The 21,087-nt window shown below is 47.7% G+C and carries 23 protein-coding genes; 10 read left to right on the top strand and 13 right to left on the bottom strand.

Going from position 1 to position 21,087, the window contains the following annotated elements:
- Positions 1-155 precede the first annotated feature (155 nt).
- Complete coding sequence (locus tag BLS44_RS27130) at positions 156-434, top strand: ferritin family protein (protein WP_394332467.1); 279 nt, start codon at positions 156-158, stop codon at positions 432-434.
- Positions 435-540: 106 nt separating this feature from the next.
- Here the strand turns inward: BLS44_RS27130 and lptC are convergent, their stop codons facing one another.
- From lptC to BLS44_RS08620, 4 genes are all read right to left on the bottom strand, one after another.
- On the bottom strand, positions 541-1,194 hold the full coding sequence (gene lptC / locus BLS44_RS08635; protein ID WP_245729152.1) for an LPS export ABC transporter periplasmic protein LptC: 654 nt from the start codon (positions 1,192-1,194) through the stop codon (positions 541-543).
- A gap of 159 nt (positions 1,195-1,353) precedes the next feature.
- Complete coding sequence (locus BLS44_RS08630; protein WP_245729151.1) at positions 1,354-2,712, bottom strand: hypothetical protein; 1,359 nt, start codon at positions 2,710-2,712, stop codon at positions 1,354-1,356.
- A gap of 19 nt (positions 2,713-2,731) precedes the next feature.
- Positions 2,732-3,460, bottom strand: a complete 729-nt coding sequence (locus tag BLS44_RS08625; protein WP_090389676.1) for a type III pantothenate kinase — start codon at positions 3,458-3,460, stop codon at positions 2,732-2,734.
- Between the two features lie 102 nt (positions 3,461-3,562).
- Positions 3,563-4,201 carry an LON peptidase substrate-binding domain-containing protein gene (locus tag BLS44_RS08620; RefSeq protein WP_090389675.1) on the bottom strand — a complete coding sequence of 213 codons (639 nt, stop codon included), beginning with the start codon at positions 4,199-4,201 and terminating at the stop codon, positions 3,563-3,565.
- A 100-nt stretch (positions 4,202-4,301) separates the two neighbouring features.
- Between BLS44_RS08620 and meaB the strand changes: the two genes are divergently transcribed.
- Genes meaB through BLS44_RS08605 form a run of 3 tightly spaced genes read left to right on the top strand, consistent with a single transcriptional unit; the run spans position 4,302 to position 7,339 of the window.
- Positions 4,302-5,219: a methylmalonyl Co-A mutase-associated GTPase MeaB gene (meaB, locus tag BLS44_RS08615; protein ID WP_090389674.1), complete on the top strand. Its 918-nt coding sequence runs from the start codon at positions 4,302-4,304 to the stop codon at positions 5,217-5,219.
- Positions 5,220-5,241: 22 nt separating this feature from the next.
- Positions 5,242-6,264, top strand: coding sequence for a glycosyltransferase family 4 protein (locus tag BLS44_RS08610; protein ID WP_176954355.1), 1,023 nt, complete (start codon positions 5,242-5,244; stop codon positions 6,262-6,264).
- A 7-nt stretch (positions 6,265-6,271) separates the two neighbouring features.
- Positions 6,272-7,339, top strand: a complete 1,068-nt coding sequence (locus tag BLS44_RS08605; protein ID WP_090389672.1) for a glycosyltransferase family protein — start codon at positions 6,272-6,274, stop codon at positions 7,337-7,339.
- Here BLS44_RS08605 and BLS44_RS08600 read toward each other — a convergent pair whose 3' ends face one another.
- From BLS44_RS08600 to BLS44_RS08560, 8 genes are all read right to left on the bottom strand, one after another.
- Positions 7,340-8,059 carry an RluA family pseudouridine synthase gene (locus tag BLS44_RS08600; protein WP_090389671.1) on the bottom strand — a complete coding sequence of 240 codons (720 nt, stop codon included), beginning with the start codon at positions 8,057-8,059 and terminating at the stop codon, positions 7,340-7,342. It abuts the gene before it with no gap.
- A gap of 18 nt (positions 8,060-8,077) precedes the next feature.
- On the bottom strand, positions 8,078-9,001 hold the full coding sequence (locus BLS44_RS08595) for a pseudouridine synthase (RefSeq protein WP_090389986.1): 924 nt from the start codon (positions 8,999-9,001) through the stop codon (positions 8,078-8,080).
- Between the two features lie 86 nt (positions 9,002-9,087).
- Positions 9,088-9,525 (bottom strand): DUF6520 family protein, encoded by a 438-nt coding sequence (locus tag BLS44_RS08590; RefSeq protein WP_090389670.1) that lies wholly within the window; start codon positions 9,523-9,525, stop codon positions 9,088-9,090.
- A 386-nt stretch (positions 9,526-9,911) separates the two neighbouring features.
- Positions 9,912-10,895: a helix-turn-helix domain-containing protein gene (locus BLS44_RS08585; protein WP_090389669.1), complete on the bottom strand. Its 984-nt coding sequence runs from the start codon at positions 10,893-10,895 to the stop codon at positions 9,912-9,914.
- Positions 10,896-10,945: 50 nt separating this feature from the next.
- Positions 10,946-11,617 carry a response regulator transcription factor gene (locus tag BLS44_RS08580; protein WP_090389668.1) on the bottom strand — a complete coding sequence of 224 codons (672 nt, stop codon included), beginning with the start codon at positions 11,615-11,617 and terminating at the stop codon, positions 10,946-10,948.
- On the bottom strand, positions 11,604-12,362 hold the full coding sequence (locus tag BLS44_RS08575) for a sensor histidine kinase (RefSeq protein ID WP_090389667.1): 759 nt from the start codon (positions 12,360-12,362) through the stop codon (positions 11,604-11,606). The genes BLS44_RS08580 and BLS44_RS08575 overlap by 14 nt, the downstream gene beginning before the upstream one ends.
- A gap of 659 nt (positions 12,363-13,021) precedes the next feature.
- Entirely contained in the window at positions 13,022-13,378 is a 357-nt protein-coding gene (locus tag BLS44_RS08565; protein WP_090389665.1) for a hypothetical protein, read from the bottom strand.
- Between the two features lie 153 nt (positions 13,379-13,531).
- Entirely contained in the window at positions 13,532-14,689 is a 1,158-nt protein-coding gene (locus BLS44_RS08560) for a peptidase associated/transthyretin-like domain-containing protein (protein WP_090389664.1), read from the bottom strand.
- A gap of 189 nt (positions 14,690-14,878) precedes the next feature.
- On the opposite strand from BLS44_RS08560, the gene metF reads away from it, so the two are divergent.
- The 6 genes from metF to BLS44_RS08530 all read left to right on the top strand — a co-directional run bounded on the left by metF (position 14,879) and on the right by BLS44_RS08530 (position 20,520).
- Entirely contained in the window at positions 14,879-15,829 is a 951-nt protein-coding gene (metF, locus tag BLS44_RS08555) for a methylenetetrahydrofolate reductase [NAD(P)H] (protein ID WP_090389663.1), read from the top strand.
- Between the two features lie 57 nt (positions 15,830-15,886).
- Positions 15,887-16,189: a DUF1330 domain-containing protein gene (locus BLS44_RS08550; protein ID WP_090389662.1), complete on the top strand. Its 303-nt coding sequence runs from the start codon at positions 15,887-15,889 to the stop codon at positions 16,187-16,189.
- Between the two features lies 1 nt (position 16,190).
- Positions 16,191-17,624: a 23S rRNA (uracil(1939)-C(5))-methyltransferase RlmD gene (gene rlmD / locus BLS44_RS08545; protein WP_090389661.1), complete on the top strand. Its 1,434-nt coding sequence runs from the start codon at positions 16,191-16,193 to the stop codon at positions 17,622-17,624.
- 21 nt (positions 17,625-17,645) lie between these two features.
- A complete protein-coding gene (locus tag BLS44_RS08540; RefSeq protein WP_090389660.1) occupies positions 17,646-18,329 on the top strand; it encodes a rhomboid family intramembrane serine protease in 684 nt (227 codons plus the stop codon).
- A 56-nt stretch (positions 18,330-18,385) separates the two neighbouring features.
- Positions 18,386-19,324, top strand: a complete 939-nt coding sequence (locus tag BLS44_RS08535; protein ID WP_090389659.1) for a rhomboid family intramembrane serine protease — start codon at positions 18,386-18,388, stop codon at positions 19,322-19,324.
- Between the two features lie 71 nt (positions 19,325-19,395).
- On the top strand, positions 19,396-20,520 hold the full coding sequence (locus tag BLS44_RS08530; RefSeq protein WP_090389658.1) for an endonuclease/exonuclease/phosphatase family protein: 1,125 nt from the start codon (positions 19,396-19,398) through the stop codon (positions 20,518-20,520).
- Between the two features lie 6 nt (positions 20,521-20,526).
- On the opposite strand, the gene BLS44_RS08525 is transcribed toward BLS44_RS08530, so the two are convergent.
- The gene (locus BLS44_RS08525; protein WP_090389657.1) at positions 20,527-21,087 is read right to left on the bottom strand and encodes a hypothetical protein; all 561 of its coding nucleotides are present in this window, start codon (positions 21,085-21,087) and stop codon (positions 20,527-20,529) included.

Below are 21,087 nucleotides of genomic sequence, written 5' to 3'. Positions count from 1 at the left end.
GGAGCTGTTTGAAACAAATAACAGGAAGATGAGCCTTTTTACAGATCGGCCGGCTTCCGCTGCGCAAATCCTCCTTGATAGTCGTTGAAGGCTAGATGCATGCGGTATTTCCTTTTAGTTTTGCACTATATATCCTTATTCACCAATGAAAGACCATCGGATGTCATTTCAGGCATATATCGATACTATTAAAAAGAAGCCCGGAAGAAGCCATCGGCTGGTATGAACAGCGGATCTATGTTGAGAAGGACCGCGATGCTAAAAAGATCATGAAGCATGCCCAGCAGGAGGAGTTCATCCATTTTGCTATGGACCTGGAGTTCTTACTGCGCAAGAAAAAGGACTGGCGCCTTGTTGTAAAGAATATATTATTCAAAGAAGGCGATATCATTGAGAATGCAGAAAAAGCAGAAGATAAAGCAGAGGTTGAATGACGGAGTTCCTGCCGGTCCTTTTCCGGCCCCGGCGGCTCTTTGATTTGCCTGGCGTCCATGATCTTTTTTAAAATAAGGGGCCTTAAAATGTTTCCGCGGCTACCGGTTATTTAGCGGGTGGCGGGGCAGCCGGCGCCGGAGCACGGCCTGTAGTATCTGCCGGAGCAGCAGTGCCTGCTGCAGCCGGGGCTACAGCTCCTGCCTTACCTGGCAGGCCCGTCTCGCCGGGAGAAAACTGTCCGTGTGAATTGATGAACGTCTTTTCTTTCAAATCCTGGGTGGCAATTAACCCTCCATCTCCCTGCAGGGGCTCACCCGTAGAAGATACAAATCGTGCAGGCTTATGCGTGTAAAAGATCTGTTTATTCTGATCCCACCAAAGGTCCTGGCAATAAAGTGTGTCGCCTTTTACTGTGGTAACCCGCACACTGTCCCGGAGATAGATCATGTTAACGGACTCCATGTACTTACCATACTTACTGTCCAGCCGGCTCTCTACCCGGGCACTATCGTTATAAAAGTCCACATGTAATGTTTTGGGAAACTCTGTATAAACCGTATCGGCCTGTACCCGGAGCATTACGGGGGCTGTCAGCTTTGCCTTTACCTTGCCGCCCTGCGATAAATAGCTTTCCACTTTGATCGCCTGGTCCGACATCGAAACCCTTTTATTAAGTGCGTTGATCTCTTCCTCTGTATTTTCACAGGCCGCCAGCAGCAGTACTGCGGCAAATAAAACATATCGTGTACGCAACTTCAAAAAATCGGTTTATTGCAAAAGTAATGTAAATGAGCAGATAACATCCTGGTCGCTGTTAGCGGTATACAATATATTGCGGCTCCTGTACCTTTAACGGGTTGCGCTGAAAAGCCTGGCAATGCGGATTATGAGTATATCCGCGGAACACAGGCCCCACTGTTAGCGGTCTCCGTTTCTGCGCTTGCCAAACCACATATCAGTTAAAGAAAACCCTACCGTTATCCGGTACATATTTTCCTGCAGGGGGCTGTCATTGTTGCCCCGTTTCATGTATTCCAGTCCAAGATTGATGATGGTTGCCTGGCCTCTTGCCTGCTGGTTATAATTAGCCAGGGGTAATCCAACACCGGCAGTAATCCCGTAAAGAGGCAGTTGCTTTCCACGGAGTTTAATATAATCCGGCCCGGTAAAAAAGCCCACCCGGTAGTACATCTGGCTGAGGTAATTTTTTTTATTTACAGGACTGAACTCTGCGCCTACTTTCAATTTCCAGTTACTGGCCACAGCCGTATCAGGCAGGTTATTTTCCCGGTAGTTTTGCCAGTTCGTAGTGGTAAAATCCGCTCCAAAAAGCCAGCCGGCCTCTGTTTGCGACTGCGCCTTCTGCAGGATAAAGCCGGCCGTAAGATTAGTGGGATAAATGATATTGCCGGTCTGCTCGCCACTGGTATAGGCAGTATCCGGAACTCCTGTCGAATTGTCGATAGAGCTTGAGGTTAATGTCGTATGTGTATTGATCTTTTGCTGCCAGTTACCAAATACACCAATGCCCAGGTAAAGCTTATCGCTCATCTTTCCCTGGTATTGCAGGCCTGCATCTGCATACAGCCCTCCCATAGACGTTTTGGTATCCCAGGTTCCGGTGCGGTAAAGGGTGGTATCATTAAAAAAGCTCCGGTGCCGGGCATAATCTTTAGAACCAAACAGGTAGCCGCCGTTAACACCCAGGCTAAGGTAATGGCTTTTAGCCAGGGCAAATTTCACCCCGGTTCCCAGGGATGCAAGGTATGCCCCCCCGGATCCCTCAAACACCGTAATGGCAGAATCGATATCCACTCCGGTATTTTCATCCTTAAGACGGCCACTCTGCTGCATCTTATAGCTGATCCGGTTCAGCGGTCTCAGTCCAAAAGCCATTCCCCAGTTGCGCCGCAGCGGAACACCTAAGGAGATCCTGTTAAAAATAAGGTTGCTGGAGGTAAAACGCGACTGTTTGCTCTGATCGATCAAAGTGTGTCCGGTCCCTTCGATCCCGATATCCAGGATGGCGCGCCCCTGAAGCTGTTTGCGGGTGCCGGGCTCGGGAATAGATAAAAAGAAAGAATAAGAAGCGGGGTTGGCATAGTTAACAGACGAATAGCTGTTATATGCTGCGGAAACACCGCCCATTCCCCTGCTGGTAGCGCTGGAAGAAGAGATCTCATCTCCCAGGCCATATCTTGAATAAGGCGAATTATCCTGGGCATTTGTAATGAAACAGGCACCGGTTAAACATATTGCAGCGGCAATACGTTTCATCACAGACGCGTCTAATTTTCTAAGCGTTGTTAACTTCACTAATAGCATATAGGCCTTTAAATATTAATTCAGGGTCGGCAAATATCCTGCTTTTCAGGTGTGATGCCAAATGTTGCATATCTCCGCCGGTTAATACCACGTTAAAGTTGTCGAATTTCTCCTCGTAAGCAGCAATAAAACCATCCAGCTCATAGGCCATTCCCAGGATCACCCCGGAAAGAATATTGGTTTCCGTATCATAACCCAACAGGGGCACGTCCGATTTGGGTGCAATAAGGGGCAATTTGGCCGTGTAATATTGCATCGATTTAAGGCGCATTTCCAGTCCCGGGGAAATGGATCCGCCCACCAGCTCGCTGTATTTATTTACAAAATTGAGCGTAATGCAGGTACCCAAACCTATCAAAAGCAGGTTTTTACCGGGGTAAAAATGCACGCCGCCGGAAGCAATGGCCAGCCGGTCGGATCCGATCGTTTCGGGCTTGCCAACGGGAGTAGTGATCGGCAGCCGCGACAGGTGATTTAATAAGTGAAAGCGGGTGGTATCCTTTAAAACCGTCTCTATTTCGGCATTGTGACTGATAACAGATGATAAGATCGACTTTGCCGGTTTGTAAGCTTCAACCAGGGACCGGATGGTTGCCGTGGTGTCGTCCTGTAATACAAGCGTTTTGACGATCTCTTTTTCCTGAAATACAGCAACTTTTTTCCTGGTATTCCCAAAATCGAAACAAAGTGTGGTAGACATATGATGCAAGTAAATAAAAAATCGGCAACTTTTTCCCGCTTTCTTGTAAATCCAGGTTTCCGGGCCCGCTATTCGCCGGGGCCGCTTTCCACCTTACGATCATTATTTTATATCAAATCCGTCGAGGGCCCTGAAATGGCCATTCATCCTTATCCGCTGCTTTAAATGGTCCATTTTTTCGAAAACCGGCAACGTTTTTTCAAAATGCCGTTTTAAATACTCCTGGCGCTGCCGCTCCCGGGTCAGCTGCAGGAATTCGTACTCTTCATAAATTGTCAGGCCGGAGTGATGGGCAATATCGTAGGCGGTTAACAGGTGGTCATCCTTCCGGAATGCTTTTTTCACCTCAAGATAGTCGTGCAGGGTGCGCATCTGTTGTACAAGTTGCCGCATTATTCCGGGGTCTCCGTTCCGGTCGTTCTCCGGATAATTGACAATAGCCCCAGAGTACAGTTTTTCCGGAATATCGCGGATCACTTCCAGGATGCGGAACAGGTCACCACCCCGGGTCCGGATATCCATTGCCCCCTTTTCATCAACCCGCACAATTTCCTCCAGGTATACCAGGGCGCCCCACTCCTGCAGCCGGTTATCTACCACTACCGGGATCCCGAATGGTTTTTGGCTAGCAGCAGTTTCCCGGATCAATTGCATATACCGAGGCTCAAAAATATGCAGGTTCAGCTGCTCCTCCGGGAACACAACAACCGATAACGGGAATATGGGAATGAAATTGGTCATACCCAAAGGTAAAAAAGTTTGACGTTTGAGGCCGGGAACCAGGTATTTTGATCAGCACAGCGGCAGATCAGCTGCTATTTCTTCCGTATTTTAGCATCCTATGTGGAATTCGCTATCAGCCGGGGTAACACAGGGTGCTGTAAAAGCGCTGGCACGCGCGATCAGCCTTGTGGAGAATGAGCAGGAAGGCTATATGGCTTTCCTGGAGCAACTGCCCCGGCATATGCTTCCGGTGGTGGGTATCACCGGTCCTCCCGGTGCCGGGAAAAGCACTTTAACCGATGCATTGGTGAGCCTGGCGGTGCAGCAGGGAAAAAAGGTAGCCGTTATTTGCGTTGACCCTTCATCTCCTTTTCATTTTGGAGCACTCCTGGGCGACCGCATCCGTTTGAGCCGGTGGTACCTCAGCAACCAGGTCTTTATCCGGTCCCTTGCCAGCCGGGGCGCAATGGGAGGGCTCAATCCTAAGATCATCGAAATCACCGACCTGCTTAAAGCCGCGCCGTTTGACCTCATTATCGTGGAAACGGTTGGCGTAGGGCAAAGCGAGATTGAAATTGCCGGGCTGGCAGATGTGACCGTAGTGGTGCTGGTGCCGGAGGCGGGAGACGAAGTGCAGACCATGAAAACCGGGTTAATGGAAATAGCGGATATTTTTGTGGTTAATAAAAGTGACCGGCCTGGTGCGGATCTTTTTATAAAGAACCTGCGGCAAATGCTGGCTCCCGTATTTGCCCGCACAAAAGAACTGATCCCCGTATTGCCAACAGTGGCAACGGAAGGAACGGGTATAGATCGCCTATATGAAGCCATTCAAAAAAAGGAACTATCCGCCGCACAAAAAGAACAGAGAAGCTGGCTTTTGGCAGAAAAAGCGTACCACCTGATCCAAAAAGAACGAATGAAAGGGATTGATAAATCAAAACTAAAGCTGGAGATAACTGAAAATTTAAAATCAGGACCATTTAATTTGTATAAGTTTGTAATGGAGCAATACACCAAAAACTTGAATGGATAATATTATTTTAGATTGTGAGCGAATGAAATATCCGTACACCGGGTTGTATCATTTCTGCAAGGAACTGGGCGGGGGATTGATATCCCAGGGAGTGCCGGGTGACATGCTTACTTTTTATACTCCTGAAAAATACAGGGGGTTCTTCGGGCCCGAATACAAATACCTGGTCCATAAAATTTCCGATAAGTTTTTAAGGAGTCGTCTTTCTCATTGCCGGCTATGGCATTGTACCTACCAGGGCAGCAGCTATCTCCCGTTGAAGAAAAACGGTTTGAAACTGCTGGCTACCATACACGATCTCAATTTCCTTCACGAACGTAAAACCAATGCCAAAAAAAGGAAATACATGGCGCGCACCCAGCAGCTGGTTGATAAGGCAGACGGATTAGTGGCCATTTCCCATTTTGTAAAAACGGAAATGGAGCAACACCTGAGGCTGGGCGGAAAACCGGTGCACGTTATCTATAACGGAGGCGCCAATATTCCCAAAGAGCTCAAAAAACCGGCGGGTGATTTCAGCACACCTTTTTTCTTTAGTGTGGGAACCATTGCTTCCAAAAAGAACTTTCATGTACTGACGGCATTGCTTAAAAACAATGATTGCCACCTGGTAATTGCTGGTGTAAACCAGGACGAACAGTACCGGCGGGAAATCCTTTCCAATGCGGCAAAACAGGGTGTTGCCGACCGGGTACGGCTGATAGGCCCGGTACCCGAAACCGAAAAATACTGGCTTATTAAGAACTCGGTCCTGTTTTGCTTTCCTTCTGTTGCCGAAGGGTACGGCCTGCCGGTAGTAGAAGCCATGCAAATGGGAAAACAGGTCCTGTTGTCAAAACACACTTCATTGCCTGAAATAGGAGGGCCTCACGCCCTGTACCTGGATAATTTTGACCCGGACTATATCAGCACCGTGGCAGCGGGATACCTGCAGCAATTAAACGAGATCAATGGAAAAAGCCAGGAACTGATCAACTGGGCCAGGCAGTTTAACTGGGCAGATACGGCCCGGCAGTACAAAGAACTATACAAAGAAATCCTGTAACACATTTATGAAGGTTTTAATTATTGAACTGGGAGGGTCTCATCTGGAGAATATATATACGCTGGTTCATTTTTTAAAACAAAAAAATGCGGAAGTGTTTTTCTTATGCAACGAGGGGTTAAAGCCTTTGGTAAAAGACACCCATTGCTATAGCCATTGCTTTTTTGCCCCTGATGATCTAAAAGGCACCGGAAACTGGTTTGCAATGGCGCGCCGGATCAGAAGCATTGTAAAACAATATCAAATAGAACTGATCATTTTTGGCACGGTAGAAAGCAAAGCTGTAAGAAAGATGCTTCTATTGCTTCCCAAAATGAACATTACCGGCATCATTCACGATGCGCAAAAGCTTGGCAGGAGTCTTACGTTTAAATACGTGTATCCCTTCCGGATAAAAAAGTATATTGTATTCGGCAACTTTATTCTGAACGCGGTAGAACGCTTCCCTCACGACCGGCTTTTCCCTTTTTTTCCCGTCTATTTTCCGCAACCCGAACCTATAGCCATCCGCGGGAAACTGCCGGGCGAACGATGGATTGTTGTACCGGGCGTCGTAAGTTCCAAAAGAAAGGATTTTATTCCCCTGCTGCAACAGATCCACGAAAAAGGGTTGCCTGTAAATATAAAACTGATCTTCCTGGGCAATCTTCAAAGCACAGAAACAGCAATTGAAACACTGGTACACCAGATCAATGAAAAAGAGCCCCGGATCATCTGTTTTAAAGAATATGTTGGCTATGATACCTTTCACCGTTATATTGCCGCGGCAGACTATATCCTGCCCCTGGTAAAAGGAAAGGAAGATACGGTTTATGGCAAAACCCGTGTATCCGGCGCCTATCACCTGGCTTATGGTTACCGCAAACCCCTGTTGCTGCCTGCCGCTTATAAGATCAATACGGACCTGGTTACGGTTTCCCTTTATTACGAAAACCAGGAAGACCTGATGGCCATTTTGAACAACATAAGCAGGAATACCTCATTACCAGGTTCTTTCGGGGAGGCGTTTAATAAACTCCCGTTCTTTGACTATCCGTCAGAGGCAGACAAACTATATCATTTTTTGCTGAAATAGTTATTTTTTCATCTTTTCCAGTTGCTGCAGGGTCGCCTTCAGGTCCTTATGCAGCGGCGCCTCCAGCTCCAGCCAATGCCCTTCCGGCGCCTCGATCTTTAACCGGGATGCATGCAGGGCCAGCCGGTTCAGCAGCGGGCGCTCCTCCAGATGTTCTTTCGACAGGTTGAATTTTGGCTTGAACGAGGACAGGTACAGGGGCTTTCCATCGCCATAGATCGTATCTACAGCCAGCGGGTGGCCTATCTCTTTGGCATGGATCCGGATCTGGTGCGTTCTGCCCGTGTGGATCCGGAATTCCATCCAGCTATATATCTTAAAATCCTTCAGCACGTTAAAATCGGTGAGCGCCTGCTTCCCCCGGCGGTGAATGAGCATCGTACCGCGTTTGACCATATTTTCTGCAATAGGCGCATCAATGCTCCCGGATAGCTCCGGAACCGACCCCATCACCAGCCCGTTATAGATCTTTACAGTTTTCCGGCCCTCAAACTGCTGACTGAAATGTTTATGCGCCTCCGCGTTCTTTGCAAAAAGGATCAGTCCGCTGGTTTCACGATCCAGCCGGTGTATGGTAAAGACAGCGGGATATACCTGCTGCAGCAACTCTTTAAGCGAGGGATCCTTCCCGGCCCTGTCGGGGATCGAAAGCAGCCCCGATGGTTTATTAAGGGCCACCAGGTCATCATCTTCAAAAACTATTAAATCCTGCGGCTTCATTTTTATTCCTAAGTGGGGCTATTTTTTCCCCTTGCCAAAAAATTTAAGATTCCGAACCTCTTTTTCTGTCAGAAAACGGAACTTCCCGCGTTCAACGTTCTTTTTAGTAAGCCCGCCAAACATGACCCGGTCCAGGTGCTTTACCTCGTATCCTACCGATTCAAAAATACGGCGCACAATACGGTTCCGGCCATTGTGTATTTCAATACCCACCTGGGTTTTATCCTTTAGGTCGGAATACGCCAGTACATCCACGGGAGCCGGCCCGTCTTCCAGTACCACCCCCTTCAATATTTTATCAAAATCTTTCTTTTCAAGAGGCCTGTTTAATGTAGCGGCATAGATCTTTTTCACTTCATTACTGGGGTGCGTCAGTTGCTGCGCCAGTTCCCCGTCGTTTGTAATGAGCAGTACACCGGAGGTATTCCTGTCTAACCGGCCCACGGGGTAAACACGTTCGGTGGTGGCCGTTCTTATAAGATCCAGCACCGTTTTCCTCTTTTGCGGATCATCGGTAGTGGTAATATAATCCTTGGGCTTGTTCAGCAGGATGTAGACCAGGTTTTTAGCCGGCGTTATCTTTTTATTGTTCAGTGTAATTACATCAGCCGGCTGTACTTTATAACCCGGTTCTATGACTACGGTAGTGTTCACCTTCACTTTTCCCTCTTTGATAAAAGCTACTGCATCCCGGCGGGAGCAAACGCCGCTGTGGGCCAGGTATTTATTCAATGGCATCTGCTCTGCAGGAGCCACTTTCCGCTCAATTTTGGGCGCTGCCGCAGCCTGGGTAGCTTTTGCTGCAGCCTCGGCTTTTTTCTGTTCAAAAAAAGCGGCACGTTCCTTTTTATATTTTCTTTTTTCCTGTTTAAAGGCCTCTTTTATGGCGGCGTTGCTTTTTTTGTTTGCAAACTTTTCAAAGCGGGGATCTACTTTCTTCATGGTATAAATTGCTATTTTTACAACAGTAAGCTGCAAATATCGTAAAAAAAAGGGCCATCTTAAAAATTAAGATGGCCGCTGGTAATTTAAGGCTGGAGTTTATTGCTGATCGTTGAGGTCAGGTCCAGCGGGGTACTCAAAGTACTATCCACAATATTTGTGACATACGCATCAGTTGAGGTGCCAGATGTCTGAATGGATGCCTTTAAACTTGGATTACTGCCGCTTAAATAGGAGTTTTTATCTGCGTCCGGCACTGTTATTGAAAAAGAACAAGCATCGTTGTCAAAATTGGTTTCGCAATTCGGTGCGGTAGTGACCGTCCAATTTGCTCTTGTTCTAACTGCGGCGGGTGAATAGTCCCCTCCCGGCGCCGTATAGTTGAAATGCAGTGTTGCATCCAGCAGTTTGGTCTTAACCGGGGTTTGTGTACCTGTAAAGGCAAATGCGATACCAACAGCGAACGCCAAAGCCAATATTGGCAGTATGAATTTTATAGTCTTATGACTTCTTTTCGTATTCATTTCTTGTAATTTTATAATGAAAAATAAGTATTGATAAAACAATAAGAGTCTTTACAGGGTATGCCGTTAGCGCAATAACAGCATACCCTTTCTTCGTAAGTGCCCCGGGTTGCATTGATTGCAGCTCTTCGGGGAAGGAACATAATATGTGAGGGAATCGGTCATGCTTTTTCATTTCAGAAACAATGCTGTTTTGGGTGGCGTTGCGGCACCCTTATAATCCTTTTACGAGCTGAGCATATATAGGATCCCAACGTGTTGGTTATAATGGCAGCATGTTCAGTACAAAGATGGAGTTTGAAAAAGGCGGATCCCATAGGGCGGGTCGTCATTTTTTTTGCCAAAAAGGCCTTTTATGTTGATTCGTGCATGGATATAATTGTTTTTTAAAAGCGAACATGACGCAGCGCTTCTGCCGGCGGAAAGCCGAGCTGCCTTTTAAACTGCCGGCTAAAATCTGATGGGTTCAGATAACCTAAACGGGTAGCAACTTTGCTGACATTGTAGCCTTCCACTACCAGCAGGTACAGCGCAAACAACATACGTATCCTGCTTACAGTGCCACGAAAACTTGTTTGGTAACGCCGACGCCAATAGCGTTCCAGCGTGGCAGGGGAAATAAAAAAGAGCTCTTTCAGACGGCTGAAAAATTGCGGTTCCGGTAGTTGAAGGCTATTCGTGATAAATACGTTCAGTAATTCCGGTGTGGCAAAGCCGGCTGCCGGGTACTTTACCTGCCGGTGATAGCAGTGGGTAAGCTCGTTGATAAAACCGGCGGCCAGTAGTGCCGTATGTCCGTTGGCATCAGGCAGTTTCTCAAAATTGCGGATCAGCCGACGTACAGTTTCAGTGGCTGGCAGCCGGGTGATGAACCGGCCGGAGGGGGCCTGGGCATTCTTCAGTAATACTATTTTTTGCACCGGCGGATGATCGGGTGCCAGGTTGGCCAGCAGTTTTCCTGGGTCCATGTAAAAGAAGCGGTACACTCCCCTGGGCAAAAACAACCGGTGCCACTCCTCCGGCACATATTGCAATGTATAGGTATCCTTAAAAAGGCACAGGTGACCGTAACCTGCCAGCCAGGCAAAAGCATAGCCATCCAACGTGTACTGCAGCCCATTAAAGGCCTTGGTACATTGCAGCTCCAGAACGGTATGCTCTGTTACATTAATATCAATGGTTGCTATGGCAAAATCACTTCCGGCGTAAAATTGCTGGAATACAAAATTATCCGTTGCCCATTGCAGCAGCTCCTGCCGGGCATAAGGCAGACAAAACGTGCCAATGGGTGCAGGCCCGGGTCTGCGGATAGCCGTAGCTGTATTGTTGCCAGGTGGCTGAAAGCGGATTAGAAAATCTGTTGTCTCCATTACACAAAATTTAAAGGGCAGCTGCCATAGCAAGAGTACCTGATTTTTGATCAGGAATCAGGATTAAACAGGTTGTGTTGTACAGCGAACAAAACAAGCATAGCATCGTTGGGCCTTCCGGTCTTTTCACGCAGGTTGGCCCGGTATTTATTTACAGTATTTTCAGTAAGGCCCAACCTGGCAGCTATTTGCTTACCGCCCAACCCTTCGCACAAGAGTAGCAGCACATCTTTTTCCTTACCAACAAAAAAACCAGGAGGTATTGGTTTGGGCGATAAGCGAAAAATGCCTTGTTGTAAGACCTGTGCCAGTTTTTTCAGTGTACGGGTGCAAAAAAAATTGCCATCATTCACAACCATCCGTACAGCCGTGGCAATAGTGTAACTGTCGGTGCCTTTATAAAGATAACCATCGGCCCCGGCATGCATCATTTCAATCAACAGCCTTTCGTCTGTGTATTGGGTAAATCCCAGTATTTTAATAGAGGGATACTGCTCTCTGAGGAGCCGGGTTGCAGTGATACCATCTGTAGCGCTCATATTAATATCTGTAATGACCACCTGCGGAAGATTGTTGGCCACCAATGCCAAAAGCTGTTCCCCGCTTTGGGCAACGCCGGCAATATGAATATCAGGGGCATCCTCCAGGGCCAATCGCAGCGACTCCAGGCAATGATTCTGGTCATCTGCGATGTACAGCTGTATTTTTTCAGCAAGATCCATCTTTATGCGGTTTTAAGGGTATATGAAACTGAAAGCCATTGCCAGGCTGTGTGTTAGCTTCCGGGGTCCCACCCAGCAGCTCAATACGTTGTTGCAGACTTTTAAGTCCGGTACCGTCGGGGTTGCCGGAGAAACAGGTGCCGCTACCATTGTCCTTATAGTTAAAAAAAAGAAAACTACGCCACTGCCATATTTGTACTTCAATAGCCGATGCATGTGCATGCTTAAGGGTATTTTGGATCAGCTCCAACAGAATAAGGTAAAGGCCGATCGTTGCTGCCCTTGAAAGCGGGCTTTTTACCTTATAATAAAAAGTAGACTGCAATTGTTGCAGATGCCGGTACTGCTCCAGTATAGTTAATATGGATTGCTGTAAACCATTTTTTATAATCCGTTCATCTTCCAGGTTTTTGATAATTTCGGCTACCCGCTCAATCAAATGGCTGAGAATATCTTTTGGCGGCAAAAGAAAATCGGATACAGCCGGTCCATATCTGTTACTGCAGACGTCAACATACATGAAAACCCGGCTTAACATAGGGCTTAACTCATCATGCAGATCGCGCGCAATGCGGGTGCGTTCCGTTTCAAGTATCTCCAGGCGAGATAAAACAGTCTTGCTGCTATTAGCATAAAATTGCCGCTGGGCCCGGATAATAAAGGTAAGTACCACGGCAAATAATAGCAGCATAATGAAAAGAACTACAGCAGCCGTGATTATAAGGGGGTCTTTGGTGGTATCCATATTACTGCAATTAAATGAATTAAAAGCACAAGAAAGTTAACAATGGAATAAAAGGGTTGTAGGTATGGTAGGGAGGGGTTTTCCAACCACTGGCCCCAGAGGAACAGTAACTGCATAATACCATCGTATACAAAAAGGAATAGCCAACCACAGCAAATAAGCACCACCGCATCTTTATAAATACTAAACGTACAGGCCGGTATACGTTGGTACAATAACAAAAAACAAAATGCTGCAATGCTGCTATCCCTAAAAAGGAGAAATAAAGTGAAATTCGCAGCCAGGCCACCTGCAAAGAGACATGTAAACAGCCATAAGAGACATAATAAAAGGCCGGAAAAGCGCAGCATAACAGAAACACTTCTGGCCGGTGACCATTTATAAAGCTGGAGAAGGATCAGCAATAGATATATTAAGGCATAACAATTATACCAACCGGTATTATCGCGGCCTGTTTTAACAAGTATAAAGCTCAGCAGTTCTGCACAGTAGTTCGCAGTTAGTACTACAATAAAGGGGTAAAAAACGGGACGGATCTTTTGTAACCGCCACCAGCCCGCAACGGCAGGTACCAGGCAGGACAACCCGCTGATCACTGTTATATTATACCAAATCTCCAAAACAGCCGTTTGACTGATTAAAAACCAGGGATACCTTTATCAAACATTCAAAGGACTTTCCGGAGGACAGGTAGGCGGGCACCGAATGGATTGTTCCATAATATATCCGTCTTCCTCTGTTTTTACGATACTATTGGGCGGAAGTATATCAGTATTGGAAGCGTCTGATCCTACCAGTATCGCATGTACTTTGAGCTCGGTATCCATACCGTAGTAGATCCTTAAACCTGTGCAACCCGGTTGCGCAAGCAGCGCGTCAATTGCGGCCCTGTCAAAGGTTTCACACAGGGGTAGAATATTATGGTTTTGAAACCCGGCAGCCAGGATGGCTTCACTGTTTTGGCGGTAGCGGCGCGTCATAGCGGCAGCATTGGTTAGTGAGATGTTGTGTGGCATAGTGTCTTTAATTTTGATATTAAAGACAAAATAACAAAATAGTTGAATTATTTTATATACAAGATTTTGTACATAGGAATGCCGGACTGAAGAGTTCCTGGTATTGAGCCGGGAGACAAGACCGTTCCTGCTAATCCGGCGAAATACCCCCCTTTAATTCTCCAGCACTATTTCACCGGAAGCAGCCCGCTCCACATCTTTCCATGGGATAACTTCTGCGGGCTTTGAAATTTCACTGAAGGTCAGCGTTTCCCCAAGCAGGGCATGTACATCAAAAGGACCTTTCTTTTTTATACGAAGGGTTGTATACGCCTGTTTTAGCCGGGCCGCCTGCACAATACCCGGAAAACGGCTCAGCCCCTGTTGGGTACGGGTATTTTCGCTAAAAAAGGACTGCAGGTAATATTTACGGTTGGCCGCTTTTTTATAATGAACAATAATACTGGCATACTCCTTTTCTATAGCATACTCCCTGGTGCGCCTTGGCTGCCGGACCAGGTTTACATAAAAAGCGGCATAGGCCAGGGTGGTTTTGTCGATATAGACCGTTCCCTCCATAAAAAGATCGGATTTTGCCCGGGTTTGAAAAGCCACCACGTACAGCTGCTGGTTTGCGGCAATGGAATCCGGCTTGCGGACAAAACGGTACTGGTCCATATGCTCACCGGAAAATACCTGCCGGTACACATAGTCGGCCCCCTTTACAAAATAATAGCCGCCGGACATTGCAAGGGTACGGGCAAAGCTGCTGTCACGCACCGTAATGCCGGCTTTGTTCTGTACCAGGTTCAGCATTACCTGCCCCGGCCTGCAGTAGGATGGGATAAGGGCTTTTACAAGGGCGGTATCCTCATATACAAACCGGTCGTTATTAAAAGACTCCCGGGCAATATGATAGCCCTCCGCCAGGATCTGCCTTTTGGAGTAGTTGGCACAAATGGCCGCATTTGCCTTGCGGATGAGCTCCTCCCCGGTGTGGCCGGACAGTACGATCACTTCGCCCATTGTTCTTATGCTCCTTGTAAGCTTAACCAGCTGGAATACCTCCGGAACCCCGGACAGCAGGATCGTATCCCTGAAGCTTATATGCGAAATGCGGATGGTATTGGGCGTTTTGCCCGGCGCCGTTACTTCAAAATACCCATCCTTTCCGGCCTGCGCCGTTACCCCGTTGATGGTAACCGTGGCATTCTCCACCGGGAGCTCCGAGTAATTGTCCAGTACCCTTCCTTTAAACAAATGCTGCGCCATTGAGGCAAAAGGCTGCAAACAAAAAAGCACCATGGTTAAAACAGTTATCTGGAACTTCATCCGGCCGGCTTATTTTTTACTAAAATAACGAATTCCTGCTGAGTGATAAGCGGGCGGTCCCCGGCTTTCTGTCGTTTGACCCGCTTAGCCGCATTACAGCTGCCGGGTGCCAGGGATAAAAACGGCTCCCACATCAAACGCGAAACCTGGAACTTCAATACTGGTATCTTTCCATTAGTTTTGCAGCCTATGAAGGTGATCGATCATATTAAGAATGCAAAGAATACATTAATTTCTTTTGAGATACTCCCCCCCCTGAAAGGGAAGGGTATTGAGGCGCTTTACGACCATCTGGACCCGTTGATGGAATACAAACCGGCCTTTATTAATGTTACCTACCACCGGAGCGAGCATATTTTTAAAAAGAACCCCGACGGGAGTTTCAAAAAAGTGATCGTACGCAAACGGCCGGGTACGGAGAGCATCTGCGCCGCCATTATGAATAAATACAACGTGGATACGGTTCCCCACCTGATCTGCGGGGGCTTCAGCATTAATGAAACGGAAGATGCGCTGATTAATCTGAACTACCTGGGCATTGACAATGTGCTGGTGCTGCGCGGGGATGCGGCTAAAAATGAAACGGCCTTTATTCCGCAGCCCGACGGGCATCCTTATGCCATTGACCTGCTGAAACAGGTGGTGGACCTGAACAACGGGGTTTACCTGGAAGAGGACCTGAGAAATTCGCGCAAAACCGACTTCTGCATTGGCGTAGCCGCGTACCCCGAAAAGCATTTTGAAGCGCCCAATATGGAAACCGATATGGCCTACCTGAAGGCGAAGGTAGAAGCGGGAGCCGATTATATTGTAACCCAGATGTTTTTTGACAATGCCAAATATTACGCATTTGTAAACGCCTGCCGTAAAGCGGGGATCACGGTTCCCATTATTCCCGGTCTGAAGCCCGTATACACGCTCAAGCAGCTGAACGTGCTTCCCAAAACCTTCCATATTGACCTGCCAACAGATCTTTCAAAAGAAATGATGAAGTGCCGGACCAACGAGGATGTGGAAAAAGTAGGTACGGAATGGTTACTGATGCAGTCAAAGGACCTTAAAAAGAACGGGGTGCCCGTGCTCCATTACTATACCCTGGGCCGGCCCCAGATCATCAGCGCCGTGGTAAAAGAACTGTAACAGGCCGGCTGAAGCGCAGCCGGGAGCGTTAAAACCAGCGATTATTGTATTGTACGAATGATATTTGTTACACAACTCATTTACATTAAGGAAGGGAGCGAGGCCGTTTTTCATGAGTTTGAGCAGCGGGCCCTTCCCCTGATAAAAAAATACAATGGCCGGCTCCTGTTGCGGCTGCGCCCGCAAAAAGCGGACTTTATCGAAGTCAATACAGAGCCGCCGTATGAACTGCACCTGGTTTCATTTGAAACGGAAGCGGATTTCAGGCGGTTCCTGGAAGATGAAGAACGGAAACAATTTTTACATTTAAAGGAACAATCCATCCGGTCGGCTGTTCTCATTCAGGGAAAACAACTATAACATGGCTCGGAAAAAGAAAAAAAATATTATTCTTGAAAATATCCTGATCGAAGACTATGCTGCCGAAGGCCGGTCTATTGCCCGGGTAGAGGGCAAAGTGATCTTTGTGGAGCAGGTGGTTCCCGGCGATGTGGTGGACATTCGCCTGGGTAAGAACAAAAAGGACTGGGCCGAAGGGCACCCCATCGCCTTCCGGTCCTACTCCGATGAGCGGGTAACCCCGTTTTGCTCCCACTTTGGGGTTTGCGGCGGCTGCCAGTGGCAGATGCTTCCTTACCACAAACAGCTGCAATACAAACAGCAGCAGGTAAAGGACAACCTGCAGCGCATCGGCAAAATTCCGCTGCCGGATATGCAGCCCATCCTGGGCGCCGCCAAAACACAGCAATACCGCAACAAGATCGAATATACGTTTGGCACCGAACTTTTTATGCCCAAAGAGCAGTTCAATGCGCTGAAGGAGCAGGGCATTAACCCCCACGAGTACGGGAAACAGGGTGTGGCCGGCTTTCACGGGAAGGGCTTCTGGGATAAGATCGTGGACATCCGGACCTGTTATTTACAGGAAGAGCCCACCAATGCCATCCGCCTGGCGGTAAAAGCCTTTGCAAAGGAACATGGCTATAGTTTTTACGACCTCCGGCAGCATACCGGTTTTTTGCGCACCATGCAGGTACGCCTTTGCGAAACGGGGGAGCTGATGGTAAACCTGGTCATGGGCGAAGATGATCCTGAAAAAAGGGAAAAGGTGCTGGAGCATCTCCGCACACAGTTTCCCCGGATCACCACCCTGCTTTATACCATTAATACAAAGAGGAACGACAGCCTTTATGACCTGGAGCCGGTGGCCTGGTACGGGCCCGGGTATGTAACCGAGCAGCTGGAGCAGTACCGGTTTAAGATTGGTCCCAGGTCTTTTTTCCAGACCAATACGACGCAGGCGGTGGAGCTTTACCGGGTAACCCGCGATTTTGCAGAGCTCTCCGGTAAAGAAACCCTGTACGACCTGTATTGCGGTACCGGCAGCATCGGTATCTTTTGCAGCGAAAAAGCCGCAAAAGTGATTGGCGTAGAGGTGATCGATGCGGCCATTGAAGACGCCAAAGAAAACGCGGCATTAAACGACCTCGATAAGACCCGTTTTTATGCCGGGGATGTTATCGACATCTGTTCCGACGCTTTTTTTGAACAACACGGGCGTCCGGATGTTATAATAACCGATCCGCCAAGGGCAGGCATGCATGAGAAGCTGGTGCAGAAGATCAATGAAATGGCAGCGCCCATTGTGGTGTATGTGAGCTGCAACCCGGCTACCCAGGCAAGAGACCTGGCTTTATTGAACGAAAAATACGAAGTAACCAAAATTCAGCCGGTGGATATGTTTCCGCACACGCTGCATATTGAGAACGTGGTGCAGCTCAAACTCCGGTCCTGAGCCCAACTTAAATAATGATTCATGAGTTCCTATTTTACAAGACCCGCCGAAAAGTTTCCGCCCGCCGTTAAATACCTTATTGCCATTAACGTAGTAGTTTGGGTGGCACAGCTCCTGTTCGACAACCGGTATGGCGCATCTGTAGTGGCAATCGGAGATGTATATGACAGTGTTGGGTTCCTGACCGGCAAACTGGCGCTCTGGCCCATTGGCGAAGGATTTAAGCCCTACCAGCTTATTACGCATATGTTTGCCCATGCCGCCTCCGGCTCGCAAATGTTCTTCCACATCCTTTTTAATATGTTTACGCTTTGGATGTTTGGGCGCATCCTGGAAAATGTTTGGGGGGCCAAACGCTTCCTGGTCTTTTATTTTATTTGCGGGCTGGGATCGGCAGCGCTGCACCTGGCCGTTCAATATTACACCCACAGCGGCAGTATTGCCGTAGGTGCTTCCGGCGCCGTAATGGGTGTGCTGGTGGCTTTTGCCATGACCTTTCCCAATACAGAGCTCTACATTATGTTTATACCGGTGCCCGTAAAGGCCAAATGGGCCATCACCGGCCTGATCGTCATTGACCTGGTTTTTGGGCTGTACAGCGCCTCCGGCGATACCATTGCGCACTATGCGCACCTTGGGGGAGCGCTGACGGGTTTTTTGCTCCTGAAAGTCTGGAATAAAACAAACCGGCGTAATTTTTACTAAATTTATCTTAAATAAGGAATCAACTTTTAACCCTTTAATTTTGTTGGGTATTTGATATGGGTATTTCTGACAGAAACTATGACAGCCGGCTGTCTTTTGGAACACGGGTAAATCCACTGGTCATACTCATTGCGATCAGCATGATCCTGTTTGTTGTTCTTGCTTTTTTTAAGGCGCTCACCTACCTGCGTTTTGACGAAGGAGCGGATGTAACCGGGTATTTTAACGAAAATATCCTGAGTACCATTGCCTTATCGCCAAAGCTGGGCACGGCCCTTGCCAAGATATGGACCTTCCTGACCTATTCTTTTGTGCAGGTCAATGTTTGGGAGCTCATCGCCAATATGTTATGGCTATGGTGTTTTGGTTTTATCTTTATTGACATAACCGGCAACAGGAAACTGATTCCCCTGTTTGTTTATTCCACCATATTTTCGGGTCTGGTATACGTTTTTGTTTGCAGGGCCATGCACCCGGAAACCCATGCATTTCCCTATTGCAGCGGATCAGGCGCCTGCATCCTGGCCATTGCCGTTGCAGCAACCACCATTTCGCCCAATTATAAGTTATTGCCAATGCTCAACGGGGGCATCTCGCTCTGGATCATTACACTTATTTATACCGTTATTGATTTTGCCACCATACCGCCCGGCGTACCGGCGCTTTATTTTTCGCAGCTTACCGGGGCGTTGACCGGCTTTCTTTTTATTTACCTTTTAAGGAAGGGCTATGATGGAAGCGAATGGATGAACCGGGTATATGATTGGTTCATCAACCTTTTTAACCCGGAAAAACAGGCAAACCGGAAAAAAATAAAAGATACCTACTTTTATAAAACTTCAGGAGAGCCCTTTACCAGGACCTCCCGGCTTACACAGCAGCGCCTGGATGCTATTTTAGACAAAATGAACCAGGCCGGTGGTTATGAAATGCTTACGCAGGAAGAGAAAGACTTTTTAACCCGTGCCAGCCAGGAAGATTTTAAAGGCAAATAGCGAAAATCGATTCCCCCGTTTTGCCGATTGCAGATTAACTTAATTATCTTTCGGGTCGAAAGGGTTTGGCGATGAGTGTTTTTGCAAAAATCAGCAATAAGGTTTTGTTGGGCATCAATGTTTTGGTGGTCTTCTTTTTTTTATTGGCATGCCTGGCTGCTTACATCAGCCCGATGGACTGGCCCATCCTTTATATTTTTGGCCTGGCGTTCCCTTTTTTGCTGTTACTGGTTTTTGCCTTTTTATGCTGGTGGATCTTTATCAGGAAGCAATGGGCATTGATATCGGCAATAGCAGTGATCCTGGGGGGAGGGGCGATTACCAATTTTTTTGCCTTCAACTTTAAAAAGCCGTTTCAACAGGAAAAAAAAGCAGGACAGATCCGTATTGTTACCTGGAATGTAGCCCGCTTTGTAGAAATGGTGGTCAATAACAATAAAGGAAGCCAGACCCGGTACAAAATGCTGCAGCAGATCAAGGCCACCAATGCAGACATCCTCTGCTTCCAGGAATTCAGCTCTTCCATCAACCCGGACTGGTACAACAATATTGTAGCGGTAAGCAAGGGACTGGGCTATCCGTATTTTTATTATTCGCACGACTGGGATGGCGACCGGCTGTTTAACGGGAGTGTTATCTTTAGCCGTTTCCCCATTGTAGATACCGGCATCGTACGCTACCCGAGGCCCACCCTGCCGGAAGCCCTGCTCTTTGTGGATATTAAAAAAGAGAAACAGCTCTTCCGTGTTTACACCACCCACCTGCAGTCGAACCAGTTCCGTAAGGAAGATATTTCAAAAATTGAAGCGCTGAAAAAAGCAAAAGGAAATATCATCAGCAATGCGTTTTATATTTTTACCAAGCTGAGAACGGCCATCCAGCACCGGAGCATCCAGGCCGACATGATGCCCGAAATATTAAAGAACAGCCCCAACCCCACTATTTTTTGCGGAGACCTGAATGATGTGCCCAATTCCTACACCTACCATACGGTTAAGGGGGCCATGCAGGATGCCTTTCTGAAAAAAGGGCTCGGGATCGGCAGGACCTATAACTCCCTGTCGCCCACGCTCAGGATCGACTACATCTTTACAGATCATCATTTTGAGATAGACCAGATAAAGCGCGTTACCACCAACTATTCGGACCACTATATGATGGTTTGCGACCTGCGGCTGGCGCCGGCAGCTGATTAAGGAAGCCTACCACGCTTCTGCAGCGCTTACAGCCAGCAGGGGCTCCAGGATCCTTTTATTCATAAAAGCCTCCAGCGTTTCCTTCAGCTGCCGGTTTTTTAATTTATCCTTTTTATCATATACAAAAGAACGCCACTCCCGGAAGATCAGGGGCTCCTGGCTTTTTACCGTTAACAGGGAGGCCACAGAATCAACCAGCGGGTTAAAGCTGCGGATACTTTTGATCACCGGTGCATTCACTTTTATTTTGCCCTTCTTAAATTCAAAGCTGGCCAGGAAGGTAACATCATAATCTCTTCCATAATAGGTAAGCCCCCCTCGGTCCGTTGCCTGGAACAGGAGCTCCCTGCCCTCATCTGCCGATACCCGGCTGCGGAAAGCGCCAAAGCTGGTTTGTACCCGGCGTTCAAGGGCTTCAAACAATTGCTGCTGCGAGGCCCCGGGCACTTCCACTACATAGAATCCTTTTCCCCCATCCGCAACAAATCCCCCGGGTTGCAGCAAAAACTGCGCATGGCTTTCCGATAGCATCAAAAACAGCGAAGCCAGTAATAAACGGTATTTCAT

Origin of the sequence: Niabella drilacis, assembly GCF_900101395.1 — a bacterium.
GTDB lineage: Bacteria > Bacteroidota > Bacteroidia > Chitinophagales > Chitinophagaceae > Niabella > Niabella drilacis.
This window is presented reverse-complemented; position numbering and strand designations above follow the sequence as displayed.

Coding starts and splice junctions, on each gene's coding strand:
- BLS44_RS08585 (WP_090389669.1), bottom strand. CDS start 10,895: ATGGAGACAACAGATTTTCTAATCCGCTTTCAGCCACCTGGCAACAAT.
- BLS44_RS08590 (WP_090389670.1), bottom strand. CDS start 9,525: ATGAATACGAAAAGAAGTCATAAGACTATAAAATTCATACTGCCAATA.
- BLS44_RS08580 (WP_090389668.1), bottom strand. CDS start 11,617: ATGGATCTTGCTGAAAAAATACAGCTGTACATCGCAGATGACCAGAAT.
- BLS44_RS08565 (WP_090389665.1), bottom strand. CDS start 13,378: ATGCCACACAACATCTCACTAACCAATGCTGCCGCTATGACGCGCCGC.
- BLS44_RS08605 (WP_090389672.1), top strand. CDS start 6,272: ATGAAGGTTTTAATTATTGAACTGGGAGGGTCTCATCTGGAGAATATA.
- rlmD (WP_090389661.1), top strand. CDS start 16,191: ATGGCTCGGAAAAAGAAAAAAAATATTATTCTTGAAAATATCCTGATC.
- metF (WP_090389663.1), top strand. CDS start 14,879: ATGAAGGTGATCGATCATATTAAGAATGCAAAGAATACATTAATTTCT.
- BLS44_RS08630 (WP_245729151.1), bottom strand. CDS start 2,712: ATGAAACGTATTGCCGCTGCAATATGTTTAACCGGTGCCTGTTTCATT.
- BLS44_RS08575 (WP_090389667.1), bottom strand. CDS start 12,362: ATGGATACCACCAAAGACCCCCTTATAATCACGGCTGCTGTAGTTCTT.
- BLS44_RS08625 (WP_090389676.1), bottom strand. CDS start 3,460: ATGTCTACCACACTTTGTTTCGATTTTGGGAATACCAGGAAAAAAGTT.
- BLS44_RS08525 (WP_090389657.1), bottom strand. CDS start 21,087: ATGAAATACCGTTTATTACTGGCTTCGCTGTTTTTGATGCTATCGGAA.
- BLS44_RS08540 (WP_090389660.1), top strand. CDS start 17,646: ATGAGTTCCTATTTTACAAGACCCGCCGAAAAGTTTCCGCCCGCCGTT.
- meaB (WP_090389674.1), top strand. CDS start 4,302: ATGTGGAATTCGCTATCAGCCGGGGTAACACAGGGTGCTGTAAAAGCG.
- BLS44_RS08530 (WP_090389658.1), top strand. CDS start 19,396: ATGAGTGTTTTTGCAAAAATCAGCAATAAGGTTTTGTTGGGCATCAAT.
- BLS44_RS08620 (WP_090389675.1), bottom strand. CDS start 4,201: ATGACCAATTTCATTCCCATATTCCCGTTATCGGTTGTTGTGTTCCCG.
- BLS44_RS08560 (WP_090389664.1), bottom strand. CDS start 14,689: ATGAAGTTCCAGATAACTGTTTTAACCATGGTGCTTTTTTGTTTGCAG.
- BLS44_RS08600 (WP_090389671.1), bottom strand. CDS start 8,059: ATGAAGCCGCAGGATTTAATAGTTTTTGAAGATGATGACCTGGTGGCC.
- BLS44_RS08550 (WP_090389662.1), top strand. CDS start 15,887: ATGATATTTGTTACACAACTCATTTACATTAAGGAAGGGAGCGAGGCC.
- BLS44_RS08610 (WP_176954355.1), top strand. CDS start 5,242: ATGAAATATCCGTACACCGGGTTGTATCATTTCTGCAAGGAACTGGGC.
- BLS44_RS08535 (WP_090389659.1), top strand. CDS start 18,386: ATGGGTATTTCTGACAGAAACTATGACAGCCGGCTGTCTTTTGGAACA.
- BLS44_RS08595 (WP_090389986.1), bottom strand. CDS start 9,001: ATGAAGAAAGTAGATCCCCGCTTTGAAAAGTTTGCAAACAAAAAAAGC.